The 14,762-nt window shown below is 38.7% G+C and carries 15 protein-coding genes; 7 read left to right on the forward strand and 8 right to left on the reverse strand.

The window, feature by feature from the left end; genetic code table 11:
• Positions 1-30: 30 nt before the first annotated feature.
• The 3 genes from arsJ to AAEU29_RS15965 all read right to left on the reverse strand — a co-directional run bounded on the left by arsJ (position 31) and on the right by AAEU29_RS15965 (position 2,663).
• Entirely contained in the window at positions 31-1,239 is a 1,209-nt protein-coding gene (gene arsJ, locus AAEU29_RS15955) for an organoarsenical effux MFS transporter ArsJ (protein WP_421974235.1), read from the reverse strand.
• Between the two features lie 91 nt (positions 1,240-1,330).
• Positions 1,331-2,329 (reverse strand): ArsJ-associated glyceraldehyde-3-phosphate dehydrogenase, encoded by a 999-nt coding sequence (locus AAEU29_RS15960; protein WP_421974236.1) that lies wholly within the window; start codon positions 2,327-2,329, stop codon positions 1,331-1,333.
• 10 nt (positions 2,330-2,339) lie between these two features.
• Positions 2,340-2,663: an ArsR/SmtB family transcription factor gene (locus tag AAEU29_RS15965; RefSeq protein ID WP_421974237.1), complete on the reverse strand. Its 324-nt coding sequence runs from the start codon at positions 2,661-2,663 to the stop codon at positions 2,340-2,342.
• A gap of 42 nt (positions 2,664-2,705) precedes the next feature.
• Between AAEU29_RS15965 and thpR the strand changes: the two genes are divergently transcribed.
• On the forward strand, positions 2,706-3,245 hold the full coding sequence (gene thpR, locus AAEU29_RS15970) for an RNA 2',3'-cyclic phosphodiesterase (RefSeq protein ID WP_421974238.1): 540 nt from the start codon (positions 2,706-2,708) through the stop codon (positions 3,243-3,245).
• Between the two features lies 1 nt (position 3,246).
• Here thpR and AAEU29_RS15975 read toward each other — a convergent pair whose 3' ends face one another.
• The 3 genes from AAEU29_RS15975 to AAEU29_RS15985 all read right to left on the reverse strand — a co-directional run bounded on the left by AAEU29_RS15975 (position 3,247) and on the right by AAEU29_RS15985 (position 6,053).
• Positions 3,247-4,344, reverse strand: a complete 1,098-nt coding sequence (locus AAEU29_RS15975) for a response regulator (RefSeq protein WP_421974239.1) — start codon at positions 4,342-4,344, stop codon at positions 3,247-3,249.
• A 127-nt stretch (positions 4,345-4,471) separates the two neighbouring features.
• Positions 4,472-5,704, reverse strand: a complete 1,233-nt coding sequence (locus AAEU29_RS15980; RefSeq protein ID WP_421974240.1) for an ammonium transporter — start codon at positions 5,702-5,704, stop codon at positions 4,472-4,474.
• A gap of 10 nt (positions 5,705-5,714) precedes the next feature.
• Positions 5,715-6,053, reverse strand: a complete 339-nt coding sequence (locus AAEU29_RS15985; protein ID WP_038642771.1) for a P-II family nitrogen regulator — start codon at positions 6,051-6,053, stop codon at positions 5,715-5,717.
• 299 nt (positions 6,054-6,352) lie between these two features.
• On the opposite strand from AAEU29_RS15985, the gene AAEU29_RS15990 reads away from it, so the two are divergent.
• The 4 genes from AAEU29_RS15990 (at position 6,353) to AAEU29_RS16005 (ending at position 10,054) form a co-directional block, all read left to right on the forward strand.
• Positions 6,353-7,561, forward strand: a complete 1,209-nt coding sequence (locus tag AAEU29_RS15990; protein WP_421974241.1) for a sensor histidine kinase — start codon at positions 6,353-6,355, stop codon at positions 7,559-7,561.
• 20 nt (positions 7,562-7,581) lie between these two features.
• Positions 7,582-8,685 (forward strand): histidine kinase, encoded by a 1,104-nt coding sequence (locus tag AAEU29_RS15995; protein WP_421974242.1) that lies wholly within the window; start codon positions 7,582-7,584, stop codon positions 8,683-8,685.
• A gap of 102 nt (positions 8,686-8,787) precedes the next feature.
• Positions 8,788-9,342 (forward strand): histidine kinase, encoded by a 555-nt coding sequence (locus tag AAEU29_RS16000; RefSeq protein WP_421974243.1) that lies wholly within the window; start codon positions 8,788-8,790, stop codon positions 9,340-9,342.
• A complete protein-coding gene (locus AAEU29_RS16005; RefSeq protein ID WP_372768169.1) occupies positions 9,332-10,054 on the forward strand; it encodes a LytR/AlgR family response regulator transcription factor in 723 nt (240 codons plus the stop codon). Before AAEU29_RS16000 ends, AAEU29_RS16005 begins: the two co-directional genes overlap by 11 nt.
• A gap of 104 nt (positions 10,055-10,158) precedes the next feature.
• Here AAEU29_RS16005 and AAEU29_RS16010 read toward each other — a convergent pair whose 3' ends face one another.
• Positions 10,159-11,391, reverse strand: a complete 1,233-nt coding sequence (locus AAEU29_RS16010) for a GGDEF domain-containing response regulator (protein WP_421974244.1) — start codon at positions 11,389-11,391, stop codon at positions 10,159-10,161.
• A gap of 120 nt (positions 11,392-11,511) precedes the next feature.
• The gene (locus AAEU29_RS16015) at positions 11,512-12,291 is read right to left on the reverse strand and encodes a DUF2189 domain-containing protein (RefSeq protein ID WP_421974245.1); all 780 of its coding nucleotides are present in this window, start codon (positions 12,289-12,291) and stop codon (positions 11,512-11,514) included.
• Between the two features lie 314 nt (positions 12,292-12,605).
• On the opposite strand from AAEU29_RS16015, the gene AAEU29_RS16020 reads away from it, so the two are divergent.
• Together AAEU29_RS16020 and AAEU29_RS16025 are read left to right on the forward strand one after the other, a co-directional pair.
• A complete protein-coding gene (locus AAEU29_RS16020; protein WP_421974246.1) occupies positions 12,606-14,105 on the forward strand; it encodes a S10 family peptidase in 1,500 nt (499 codons plus the stop codon).
• A gap of 109 nt (positions 14,106-14,214) precedes the next feature.
• Positions 14,215-14,748 carry a hypothetical protein gene (locus AAEU29_RS16025; RefSeq protein WP_421974247.1) on the forward strand — a complete coding sequence of 178 codons (534 nt, stop codon included), beginning with the start codon at positions 14,215-14,217 and terminating at the stop codon, positions 14,746-14,748.
• The last annotated feature ends 14 nt before the right edge of the window (positions 14,749-14,762 follow it).

Consider the following 14,762-nt stretch of genomic DNA (forward strand, 5'->3'; position numbering starts at 1 on the left):
AACTAACGTCCAACAATTTTTTGCTGAAGTTTAACTGTTTTGCGTTAATTTCGCAGTAATCGGCAAGCAAATCGCTATAAATAAGCCGCTAACAATCAAACAAGCCACTAGCCCAAACTGCTGATAAATCACTCCTGAAAGCACAGTCCCAAATAACCTGCCGCAAGCATTCGCCATATAATAAAGCCCCACATCCATTGATGCGCCTTCATCACGGGCATAATGCACAATCAAAAAAGAATGAATAGCAGAGTTAATGGCAAAAATAATTGCAAAGAGTATCAGTCCTAAAATAGCGATATCAACTAATGGCACTCTTAGGTAAGAAGCTAACAGCATTAGTAATATCACCATTAACAGCGCGATTGCAGCAATCAACGCAGCGCGCGCATTGGCTTGCTTATTCAATAGCTTAAACGCTTTTGGCGTAGTTGACTGAAAGATGCCATAAATAATAACCCAAGCTGCCATCATGGTGCCCACTTCTGTACTTGTCCAACCGGCTTGCATGGTTAAAAAAACGGGTAATGCAACAACAAACCATACATCGCGACTGGCAAATAAAAAACAGCGGGCAAACGAGAGTAAGTTTACTTTGTTGCTTGATGAAAATATTTGACTGAATTTGGGTTTAAACGCTTTTGCTTCTAAGCTCCCTTTTAATTGCAAAGCCACCAGCAATGTAATTACGCCAAGCCCTGATGCTAAAATATATAAACTGTGTTGATAACCAAATACCGCTAACAACAACCCACCTAAAAAGAAACCGCAGCCTTTTAACGTATTCTTTGATCCAGTTAGCAGTGCAACCCATTTAAATAGCGTGCTATTTTCATTTTTAGGTACCAACTGTTTAATTGCGGTTTTAGCACTCATTTTATTGAGGTCTTTAGCAATACCCGATATGGCCTGCAATGCCATGACATAAGCAACACTCAACCACTGAATTTGCGCCAGTAACACCAGCGCACTTATTTGCAAAAACAGTCCACTAAACAAAGTGATCTTCAAACCAAAGCGCGCACCTAACCAACCGCCAAAAAGGTTTGTCACAATGCCAAAAAATTCGTAAAACAAAAACAGCATGGCAACTTCAATCGGTGAATAACCAAGTGTATGAAAGTAAAGCACCACCAACATGCGCAGCGCGCCATCGGTTAACGTAAACCCCCAATAAGCAAAGGTGATTTGAATATAGTCTTTGATACCCTGATTAACTGTTTTTGTTGCTGCTAACATAGTTTTAAGTTTGAGATATAAGAGAGTTTTAGCGCCTAAACCAAGGCGTTTTCACGCCAAGGTTTAGCAGAAGGTGTCAATATGAGGCAATTTAAGAAGCCGCAATCATATTCACAATATCGTTCATACGCGATACATAGTTTATTTCGTTGTCGTACCATGCAAGCACCTTAACAAGGTGACTATCAATTACTTGTGTTGATAATCCATCAACAATTGCACTATGGCTATCACCGACAAAATCAACAGAAACAAGCGGACGCATTTCAATATCTAAAATTCCTTTTAGTTCACCGTTTTTAGCTTCTTCAAAAGCATTATTAATTGCTTCAACGCTGGTCGGCTTTTCCGTTTCAATAACTAAGTCTACTAACGAGCCGCTTAATAAAGGTACGCGAACTGCTAAACCATCAAGCTTACCTTGCAGCTCAGGAAAAATCGTCATAATTGCCGTTGTTGAGCCAGAACTTGTTGGAATAAGCGACTCACCACAGGCACGAGCACGGCGTAAATCTTTATGCGCTTTATCAACAATCGTCTGCGTATTGGTAATGTCGTGAATGGTGGTCATAGAACCACGTTTAATACCCACCGTTTCTTTTAGCACTTTAATCACAGGGGCTAAGCAGTTGGTGGTACATGATGCTGCCGTTACTACTTGATGCTTATCCGCTTGGTATAAATCGTGATTTACGCCATAGACTAAATTAATCGCGCCTTCGTCTTTAACTGGGCACGATACCAACACACGCTCTAATCCTTTATCAAGTAACGGCTGAAACAGTGTTGATTGACGATATAAACCAGAACAGTCAATCAGTAAGTCGATATTGTCTACCGGTAATGCGGTTAACTCTTTTTCATGTAATAACGCTATTTTATGCTCTTCAACATAAAGAAACGCGTCATCAGCATGAATTGCATTGTCTTTAAAACGCCCTTGAACCGAATCAAACGCTAATAAATGTGCAATCGCTTCATTGCTGGCAGCTGGGTCGTTAATATAAACCAGCTGATGATTTCCCTCTGCAAGCACAATACGTGCTAACAACTTACCCATACGGCCAAAGCCATTAATCGCAATTTTCATAATAATCAGCCTAACAATTTGAAGATTTAAAAGACGTTAAGTCGCGCTGCACTTGGCAATCGCTTTTGAGTGAATCGAGCGTAAGCTTTAATATCGTTAATAATGGCTCTGTCATCGCTTGATTAAGTTGATAAAAACGCCACGTACCGCGAGTAACTGACTCAACTAACCCTGATTTTTTTAGATAACTTAAATGACGACTTACCGATCCTTGTGGCATTTCAAGTACAGTAACGAGATCACAGACACACACTTCGTTATGTTCTAAAATTAACGCCATAATTCTGAGGCGTGTTTGCTCACTGAGCGCTTTGTGAAATTGTGCAACAGCCATAAATTCGCTTAGCCATATATACGCATAAGCAAATATTAAAAGATGATAGATAAAAATCAAGAAAATAAACGGTTATTTTTTGGCTTAGATTTTAGCCAAGAAAACAAAGCGCACATATTCAATTGGTTATCACACCAAGTTGATGATAAACGTAAGTCTGTGTTGCAAAGCAACTTACATTTAACCCTAGCATTTTTACCAAATGTGTCGCCTGCAAATGAATTGCTACTTATTGAATATGCAAAAAGCCTAACATTTTCCTCATTTAAATTACGCTTTGCAGAGACGGGCTATTGGCCAAATACGGGGATTTTCTTTTTAAAGCCATGCGAATTAGTCACACCGCTGAATGTGCTTGCAACCTCACTGCGCACTGAGGGAGAGCGTTTGGGTATTTATCAAAATCCGTTTGATTTTCATCCCCATGTAACGCTTAAAAGAAATTGCAAACAGCAACCTGAAATAAAAAAGGCTATAACGCCCTTCGAAGTAGAATTTAAAGAGTTTAAGTTATTTCACTCAACACGGGTAAATAACCAGTTACGTTACCTACCCATGAAAAGCTTTAAACTAACGTGCTGAATTAAGAAAGCTGACGTTTAAAATCTTTAATGACGTTATTTAACGTGTTGATGATTTTTACATGACTAAATGCAAGCTCTTCAAACTTTAAAAGTGTTTCATCTGTTACTTTTGTCAGTTTTGCTTCTTCATCGTTAGTGAGTTCTAATTGACTAAAAATCTCAAAAAAAGCCAATGATTGGTTGCTTTGAATTTTTTGAGTCTGCTCGGTAAAGTGCCCCATTTTTTGTTGAAGATCATCCAATTCAAAGGCTATTTTCTTAAAATAAAGCTGCTTTACATACTCTTGATTAAGGGTATTAATTTGATGATTAGCACACTCAATATAGGCTGCTACCACATCTAAAATTTGACCTTTGCGAACCTCATCTTCAGGCATATTTTTTATCAAAATACAGATATTATTGTCTTTGAAGAAGTATCTGCGCCCAGCATTGATGATGCGGTCATCACGTTGCATTACCAATTTAAAGAGATCTTCTTCCATACCGCTGGCACGTGCTGAAGGACTGTCCCAATAGCTGATTTTGGTGTTTTCACTGTATGCAACAGAAGCCGTTAGCTCTAAGCTCTGTAAATAAGAAAAGATCTGCAGTAAAAATTCATCATAATTAGTACATGATAAGCACGCTTGAATAGCTCTTGCGGTGTTACCCCACATAAATGAATCAGACATAGCTGAAAACACCGCTGTGTTGGCATTTTGTTCTGCTATTTTAAGGGCATCGAACTCTTGCTGGTTGGCTAACGCTTTTTTAATTTTAATCATTAACAGTGGCGGAATAAACGTACGTTTATCAATCCAATCTGCGGCACCTGCATCAAAAGCAGCCATTTTTACCTCAAGCTCTTCAGAGGCACTTAAAAAAATAATTATCGGGGGATTGGTTTGTTTTTTAACGTACTTAATTAACTCAACACCATTACCATCAGGAAAGTAATAATCTAATACAATGACACTAAAATCCGATTGTTCACATAATGATTTCGCCTGCTCTAAGCTATACGCTTGTGATACTTGGTATTCTTCTGTGAGACTTGAAGCAACGAGGTCATTTAAACAGACATCATCTTCGGCGATTAATAAGTTAATTTTCATAATCTAAGCACGTTTTTAACTACAACTTTAAGCATAGGATAATATCACAAATTAAAAAGCCCAATAGCAATAAGCATTGGGCTTTTAAAGAACTTTGTAACTTAACGTTACGCTTTTAATTTACGACTTAGATATTGCCTCTTACAGTCACAAATTCAGGGTATGCATCTACACCACAATCATGTTGGTCCATACCGTTAATTTCTTCTTCTTCGCCAACACGAATACCCATGGTTTTCTTAAGTACTGCCCAAACAATATAAGAGCTAACAAAAACAAAGCCAAAGATAACAAGTGCACCAATAAGTTGATTAACAAAGGTTGCATCGCTATTGGAAAACGGCACTAACATAAGACCTAAGAAACCACACACACCGTGTACAGAAATTGCACCAACTGGGTCGTCAATTTTCGCCTTATCAAGTGCTACAATGCTAAATACAACTAAGCTACCACCTAAAGCACCGCCTAATACCGCAAGTAATGGGCTTGGTGATGCAGGCTCTGCTGTGATTACCACAAGACCTGCTAATGCACCGTTTAACACCATGGTTAAATCAGCCTTGCGCCATAACACTTTACAAAGTAGTAAAGCGGCAATTGCACCAGCTGCAGCTGCTGCGTTGGTATTCAGTAAAATTTGGCTTACTGCAGTTGCATTTTCTTTGTCTGAAAGTAGTAATTGAGAACCACCGTTAAAACCAAACCAACCCATCCACAAAATAAACGTACCAAGCGTTGCTAATGGCAAGTTAGAGCCTGGAATTGGATAGATCTCACCGTTTTTGCCGTATTTACCTTTACGTGCACCTAAAAGTAATACACCTGCAAGCGCAGCTGCTGCACCCGCCATATGTACGATGCCTGAACCTGCAAAATCAACAAAACCCATCGCAGATAAGAAACCACCACCCCATGTCCAGTAGCCTTCAAGTGGATAAATAAAGCCTGTTAAAACAACACAAAATACTAAGAAAGACCATAACTTCATGCGCTCAGCAACAGCACCAGAGACAATTGACATTGCCGTTGCAACAAACACTACTTGGAAGAAGAAGTCTGATTGTAATGAGTGATTTGCATCCGAAGCTTCAGTACCAATTAGTGCACCTAGTGAAGGTAAAAAACCGCCTTCAGCGTTGTCCACATACATAATGTTGTAGCCAACAATTAAATATACGGTACATGCAATTGCATAAAGTGCCACGTTTTTCGTTAAGATTTCAGTGGTGTTTTTAGAGCGAACTAAACCAGCCTCTAACATGGCAAAACCTGCTGCCATCCACATTACTAATACGCCCGACATTAAAAAGTAAAAAGTATCGAGTGCAAATTTCAATTCAACTACTGTATTTTCCATGACATTCCCCTTAAATTGCTGCTTCGTCTAGTTCGCCCGTACGAATACGAACAATTTGTTCTAGGTCGTATACAAAAATTTTGCCATCACCAATTTTACCGGTTTGTGCCACGTTGCTAATTGCTTCAATAACACGGTCTACATTGTCACTTTGTGTTGCAATTTCCACTTTGATCTTTGGAATAAAATCAACTTGGTATTCTGCACCACGATATAATTCAGTATGCCCACGTTGACGGCCAAAACCTTTAACATCAACTACTGTCATGCCCTCAATGCCAAGATCTGACATTGCCTCTCTCACATCATCAAGCTTAAATGGCTTAATAATCGCACTGATCATTTTCATAAGATGTACCTGTTGTCGTTTTTTTAATTTGTACAAGTTAAATCCAACCTTTGTGCCAATAATATTTTTTTATCTAATTCATAAGGTTAAGTAATTTACAATGTGTTACAAGAAAGTTAACGCACCACAAGGGTGCATAAACATTGGCTTTATGAACGTTTTGGTGCAAAAAGAGAAATATTGAAAACTTGCTTTAGTAGCCGTTTTTGACACAATATGAACCAACGGAGTTGGTATATAACCCTGAACTTTACCAACTCAATGGAATTAAAAATCAATAACAAAGGATATATAAGCACATGGCTTATTGGGTTATCCAAGCGCTTATCGCGGTCATTCTGCTAGTTGGTGGTTTGTCAGATATTGACACTGACAAAGACATGCATGGCATAGCGAACATACTTGCTTATACAGGTGTGAGAATCTGCATTTTTTTTATCATCACTCACTTTTTAATTCGAGCCCCTCTACAATTCCTGCGTGAAAAAGACACAGGAATATTAAAAAGATTATTATGTGGTTTCGTACTTGTTTTAATTGGTAGCATTATTGGCACCAATGTACGTGAAGTAAGTCGCAATTATTTTGTGCCAATTCATAACGAAATCGCTTACTACCAAGCTAACCCTGATAAAGATCCGCTAAATCAACCCATAGAAGAAAAAGAAGAAACTGAAGACACTCAAAGCAAAGAGCAACCTGATGCCGATACATCTGCTAAAGCTGAATTTAAAAAAGGCTTTAAAGAGGGTTTTGATCAAGCACACATCAATGCACGAAAAGAGCTCGATAAAATTCATCAGGGCGACCAAGAAGCGATTGACCGCGCTTATTCAAAGCGATTTAAATCTCAGCTTGGCTTCTTTTCTCTATGGTTACTTTTTTATTTCCCACTCTCTGCATTGAAACGTGGTTTTCAAGTTAAAAACCAACTAAAACAAAGCCAAATTGCCTTATTAATGAGTCAGCTTAATCCGCATTTTCTGTTTAATTCACTTAACAGTATTCGTGGCATGATTTTCGAAGATAAGCAACTCGCCAAAGAGCTGATAGATAAACTTAATGAGCTGTTTCGCTACAATTTAACTGCAAATAAACATCCCACTGTAAAATTAAAAGAAGAACTGCGTATTTGTGAGTTTTACCTCGATATTGAGCATATCCGCTTGGAAGAACGTTTGTTAATTGAAATGCACGTAGATGAAACCTGCTTAAACATTAAAGTGCCTACCATGGGCATTCTAACCTTGATAGAAAACTCTATTAAACATGGTATTGCACCAAGGCAAGAGCAAAGCTTGTTGGTTGTTGATATTTCAAAGCATAAAAACCAATTAGTGGTTACCGTAAGCAACCCCACTTACACCGGTAACTACAAAGTAGAAAGTACAGGTACTGGCCAAGAAAACCTGATTAAACGCTTACAGCTAATGTACAACGAAAACGCTTCACTAAACGCCGCGTTAAAAGACGATAAATACGTTGCGTGTTTAACGTTACCACTTTAATAAAAGGTCCTAATACGGTTATGAATTTCAGTTATATTCGAAATACCAGCCCTAATTATTGGCGTTATCAAGGGCCTATTTTAGTTATTTCATTCTTAGTAAGTTATTTAGGTATCTGGGGTGTGTTTCACGAGCCTGATGCTGAATCAATGCCAATTATTCAACTTGGTTTAGTTGGCGCGTTGATACTCACCACATATCAATTAATCATGATCTTTGCAGTATTTCATATTGTGCTGCGCGGTATTTATAAGCATTACAAAAACTTTGCAACAACCAAGTGGAAGTCGTTTTTACTCATTTTGGCGAGCTCTACTGTGACCGCTTTGGTGATTATTGCTTTAGACTTTTTACCAATTTTAGTCTCGCTTACACCCTACTCTTTAGAAGAGTATGTGAATAGCATTATGCACCTAGACACTTTAGGTGAATCGCTAGTTGCTTATGTAATTTACAATGTTGTTTTTATTGTTGTTTGGGCTTACTTTTATGTTTTTGCCGCCGGCATTTCTAACTACAAACAACTTGCTCTGTTGTTAAAGAAACAAAAACTGCAAATTTTAACTAATCGCGTTAATCCGGAGTTTTTGTTTGATACCATGGAAGCGATTAAGCAACAAATTGATATTGATGAAGAAAAGGCGGCAGAGCTGGTTACTAAGGCGTCTGATTTGTTTCGTTACAACTTAATGTCCAGTAAAGCTGCTGATGCAAAACTAAATGATGAAGTCACCAGTTTAGTTAATTACCTTGATTTATTAAAAGAGCAAAAACGTGCGCCCGTAAGCCATAATATAAAACTTCATGACGAAGCGGTTGGACCAAATGTGCCAAGCATGTCATTAATTTTTATCTGTTCGTTTTTACTCAATACCGCGCGCCAACGTGATGGTGAGCTCAGTATTGTTGGATTTATTAAACACAATAAATATCGATTAGAAATAGCCCACCAAAGTCATGGTAAATTCTTTTTAGATACAGAACATTACGATAATGTAAAAAGCCGCTTAGAGCATATGTATGCGCAAGAAGCGAGCATGGTAATGGTGAAAAAAGGTAAACATAGAAAAGTGATTATTGAGTTGCCGATTGATTGGCAACAGCAACTCGAAAAAACAGCGTAACCACTCATCTTACTTTTTTGCCGTTTATCATTTTAATTGGCGAGATAATTATAAAATCGATAGACTCAAAATAGTCTGTCAAAAAAGAGACTTTCTTTTTATATGTTTGAAAAAAATGCGGAAGCACCATTAAATCCACACTTCTTGTTTAATAGCATGAATGCTATCCGCTATATGATTTTCGAAAATCAAGATTTAGCGAGCGACTTACTAGGCAAATTAGCCGAGCTAATTCGTTATCAACTGAATGATGGTGTAACAAATACAAGCTTTAGCGATGATTTAACACAGCTTGAACATTTGCTTGAGCTCGAAGCGCTGCGCTTAGAAGAAAGGTTTACCCTGACAAAACATTTATGCAAACTGGTAAGCCCTCACCCATTGCCTTGCTCAGTACTTTTACCCTTAGTTGAGTATGTGTTTATCAAAAAAGATATTTACAGCGTTAGTCACAACGAACTCATTATCACAACAAAAGAAGTTGGCAGCGCTGTTGTTTTTACACTTAACTTAACACAATCACCCAGAATCAAGTCAGGCGATTTACCGCTAGATAACCTAATTACCCAATTAGGCATGGGCAATATTTGCAGTGCAACACAAACATGTGATGCAAACACTTACACGATGGAGTTAACTTTTAACAATGAGTATTAGAATAATAATTGTTGATGACGAACGTCTTGCACGCAGTGAATTAAAGCGCCTGCTGTCAAAGCACAGCCAAATTGAAATTGTTGATGAAGCCAAAAATGCTGAAGAAGCAAGTGAAAAGATTGCAGAGCATAAACCAGACGCTATCTTCCTAGACATTCACATGCCTGGCGCTACGGGTTTAGAGTTAGCCGAATCTCTTGGTGATGATGTAAACATTATTTTCTGTACTGCGTATGACCAATTTGCTGTTGAAGCATTTTCGTTAAATGCCATGGATTACTTAGTAAAACCTGTAAACCCAGCGCGATTAGCCGAAAGCATTGAAAAACTCGAAAAGCGTATTGAACAAAATGCATCCAACACGGGTTTACCTGATGACCATAAATTAATGGTAAAATATGGCGAAACCATGCGCATTATCGAACTTCGTGAAATTATTCGTTTTGAGTCAATTGGTAACCATGCAGCAATTTACACACCACATGGTAAAGCATACCTACACAGCTCATTAAACAAAATTGAAGCTAAATTAGACGAAAGACATTACTTTAGAGCAAGCCGTTCAGATATTATTCGACTTGACGCTATCGAAAGCATGGAACAAGCTATTAGCTACGGTTTAACTGCAACTTTAAGCAATGGTCAAACTGTGGAAATTTCTCGCAGACAGGCAACAAAATTAAGACAACTGCTTGAGTTTACGCAGCTGTAAAAGATTTCAGATTTCAGATTTCAGATTTCAGATTTCAGATTTCAGCATATTAAAAGCTAAGAGCGTCGATTATGGGCTCTTAGCTTTACGCTTAAAACGTTTCTTTATTGGTGGATCACCACCTGATTACGCCCACCACCTTTAGCATCATAAAGCGCAACATCGGCGCGATTAATAAGCTCTGTAAGCTCTTCATCTTGTTGCAACTGTGCAACACCAGCACTGATTGAGAAACTAATAAACTGACCAGCTGCTTCAACTTGCATATTGGCAAGTGAAAAACGCAATTCATCGAGCTTTTCAAATGCGCTGTCTTGATCTTCGTTATTAAACAAAACGGCAAATTCTTCACCGCCTAGACGCGCCATCAATACATTGCCAAATTGCTCAGCCATTTTGTTTGATAAAAAGCTCAGCACTTCATCACCGGCTTGATGACCATAGGTATCATTAATTTGTTTAAAGTGATCAATATCTATTACCGCTATACTTAGTACAGATTGCTCAGCGACTTTTTGCTCTGCTGCTTGATAGAAATAACGGCGGTTATATAACCCAGTTAAATAATCTTTATTTGCAGCATCTTTAATGGTTTCAATTAAGTTTAGTTGCTCCATTGTCATCATTACACGGCAATGAAACTCTTCTGGCGCAAAAGGTTTTGTTAAGAAATCATTTGCACCATGCTTAATAAACTTTGCAGATAAGCTTTGGCTGCCAGAGCCCGAAATTCCGATAATACCTAAACTGTCACGCCCACGTTTGGCTCGAATACTTTTAACCAGCTCAAAACCATCTTTCTTTGGCATCGCATAATCAGTTAGTAAAAGCTTTATCGTCTCATCAGCTAATAATTTTTGATACGCCTGCTCGCCGTCTTCTGCCTCTTCGACATGATAAAGCAAACGTTCAAGGTTTTGGCGCATCATAGTTCGGCTAGTTTGCGAGTCATCCGCCACCAACACCTTAGTTCCTTGATTCCCAAGCAACTGAGCGAGTTGCTTTACCGCATAAGTATAAGAGTCACGGTTTTCTTTTAACACATAGTCAACAACACCCATTTCAAGCATTTGCTGGCGTTTAAATTCATCGATACTGCCAGTAAGTACAAGTGTTGGAATACCACAACGTAAGGTTAACGTTGCAACTTCACCATTACTGGCGTCAGGTAGGTTTAAATCAACAAGAGCAAGGGTATATTTGTTGTTTTTAATCAGTCCCGCAGACTCACGTAATGATGCGGCAAAATCTACCGGCACTGATAAATATTGTGATACCAAGTGACGCAGCACTTGCTGCACCATTTTGCTGTCTTCAACGATTAAAATACGTTGCATAGTTACACTCCAACTAAGCTTAGCTGCCTTTATATAGGCTTATTATTTTCACACCCTTATACCATAGAACCATTAAAAAAAGGGTAACAAACGTCACCCTTTTTATTAAAATCCATGAGATTATTCGTAACCACGAGGGCCTTTATGTTTAATTATGGCGATATAACCGTGCCAACTGGCGTAGCTAAGTAGCGGCATAATTACAATAAATCCGGTTGCACCGGTTACAAAGCCAAGAGCAACTAATGCAACAATACAAAATGCCCAAACAATCATTGCACCTATATTTTCTTTCACTGCATTAATAGATGACACCACGGCTGTCATTATATCGACTCGGCGCTCCATCATAATTTGTGGGGTAAATGCTGAAATGGCAAATACACTACCAAGCATTATTGCACCTATAAATGACCCTAGGGTAAGAAAAGCTGATAGTTCTTCTAACGTTGGATTTACACTATTTGGATAAAGCGCATGCACTAAGGCCGCTAAACGCATCCAAATAATCATCACCACCATAAGTAAAATTGCAAACCCCCACTCCCCAACAGGGTTACGGAACATCGATTTTAAACTGTGACTCAAGGTGGGTTTATGTTGTTTTTCAAGCTCCCATGCAATGTCATATAAACCAACAGCAAAGGCTGGGCCAATCAAGGCAAATGCTACGGTTGCAGGTAAAATCACTAAGTGCGTGCCAGATTGATAAACAAAATACAAAATAGCAATGGGAATAATACTAAATATTACCCCGTAAAACAGGCTTAAAATGGGTGCACTTGCCATATCTTTAAAGCCAAGCGCGAGCCAATGCAGGGGGGCAAAAAGTCCAACTTTATTACATTCTAAACATCTGGCAAAAGTCGTATGCTTATCTGCTACTGGAGTTTGAGGCATAACTTTCTCCTTATTTGAATCAGTTAGCTGAGACAGAATTTATCGTTTTAATATACGTAACTGGGAGCTTTATAAGTTCAGCTTTATTTTCAGTGTGTTCTCAACTGCAAAAGCAACCATTAACTTCGCTTTAAGTGACTAAATAACCTTACAGATAATTACTCACAGTTTTTAAGCGCTATTAACCAGTATAGGGTAGTTTTAGTAATTCAACGAAAAAATGCCTATATTGGTCTCACTCTCTTTGACCTAGTAAGTTGAAATTAAGTAGTCTGTTTATTAACTCAACAAACTATTTTATAGGCAGTGCCAACATGAAAAGACTTTTCCAGTTATTTGTTTTTTCTGCACTTGTGATAAGTAGCCAATCACACGCGACAGAAAGAAAAATAACCATAGACGATAAGCAAACTTCCAACCATCAAGCTAAAATCTTAGGTAAAAAGATCAAATACAGCGCAACGGTTGGCACGCAGCCAGTGTGGGATAAACAAGGCAACCCTATTGCCAGTTTGCATTATACCTACTACCAAAAATCAGATGTTGAAGACTACAGCAAACGCCCTTTATTGATTTCATTTAATGGCGGGCCAGGCTCTGCATCAGTATGGATGCACTTAGCCTACACAGGGCCAAAAATTCTAAATATTGATGATGAAGGTTACCCAGTCCAACCATATGGTGTAAAAAGCAACCCTTATTCAGTACTTGATGTTGCCGATATTGTTTACGTAAACCCTGTAAACACAGGCTACTCTCGCATACTTGAAAACGACAAAGGTGAGCTGCCAAGCAAAGACAAACAAAAAGAGCTATTTTTTGGTGTTAATGCCGATATCGAATACCTTGCTGAATGGATCAATACCTTTGTAACGCGCAATAATCGCTGGTTATCACCAAAGTTTTTAATTGGTGAAAGCTACGGTACAACCCGTGTTTCAGGCCTTGCCCTTGAACTGCAAAACCGCCAATGGATGTATTTGAACGGGGTGATTTTAGTATCACCAACGGAAATCGGCATTAAACGTGAAGGCCCGGTTGAAGCTGCTAACCGTATTCCTTATTTTGCCGCAACGGCTTGGTATCACAACAAGCTAGATGCCAAATATCAAAACATGCCACTAACAACGTTTTTAGCCGAAGTTGAAGATTTCACTATCAATAAAGCCATTCCTGCTATTAGCAAAGGTGGCTTTATCGATACAAACGAAAAGCAGCAAATTGCCGCAACAATTGCTAACTACACCGCATTAAGCGAAACCTTTGTACTACGTAATAACTTGGATATTCCAAATGATGCATTCTGGAAAGAGTTATTGCGTGAAGAAGGTTTTACGGTAGGTCGTTTAGATTCTCGTTATAAAGGCATTGATAAACGTGATGCAGGAAGCCGCCCTGATTACTGGGCTGAATTAACGTCTTGGCTACACTCATTCACCCCAGCAATTAACTATTATTTACAGCAAGAACTGGGCTACAAAACTGACCTTAAATACAACATGTTTGGCTCTGTTCATCCATGGGATCGCACAAATAATAAAACCGGTGAAAACCTGCGTTTAGCTATGGCGCAAAACCCTTATCTTAAAGTGATGGTGCAGTCTGGTTATTTTGACGGTGCAACGAACTACTTTGATGCCAAATACACCATGTGGCAGTTAGACCCAAGTGGCAAGATGCGTGAACGCTTAAGCTTTAAAGGCTACGAGAGCGGCCATATGATGTACCTTCGCCGCGCTGATTTAGAAACTTCCAACCAAGATGTACGTGAATTTATTTTAAACGCGCTGCCTACAGGTGCCGCTAAATACTAAAAGAATTCTCAACTCAACCACCAAAGCGGCATCTAATGCCGCTTTTTAACTTTGCAAAAAAGCTTTTAACAACTATATACTTAGCAAAACAATAAAATTTGCCTTGTATATGAGCTATCGCATTCAATTCGCACAATTAAATAACGGTGTATCAGCCGAGCAAGCGAAGTCTATTTTAACCACAAAACTTAAGCTTTCAGACGCGAAGGCAAGTCAGTTTCTTGCGGGCAAGCAAATATTCAGCCCCATAGCTCATGAAAAAGCGGTTAAACAGCAAAAAACGTTTGCGGCATTAGGTATTCAAGTAGACATTATCAGCACCAGCAAATCAAACGCGCAAGAACGCACAAATGATGTAGATGAACGCATCTTAGCTGCGCTTGACTACATCACCACTTCGATAATTCGCTTAGAAGAAAAAGTAGATGATTTAGCTCGTTTACAACAACTGCAAAATGGTGAAACGGATCTTGAGCTTGAAGTTGAAAACACAAATAGCTGGGGCGACGATTTAGAATTTGATGAAACGCTCGAAACCACTAGCAAATCAAAGAATATCAATTGGTTATTCATTATTTTGATTGTTATTCTGCTTTCTCTTTTAGGCGTAGTAATCGCATTCCCAGACTTACTCCCTTTTTAAATACTGATAAACAC

Source organism: Pseudoalteromonas aquimarina (assembly GCF_049257255.1).
Classification (GTDB): Bacteria; Pseudomonadota; Gammaproteobacteria; order Enterobacterales; family Alteromonadaceae; genus Pseudoalteromonas.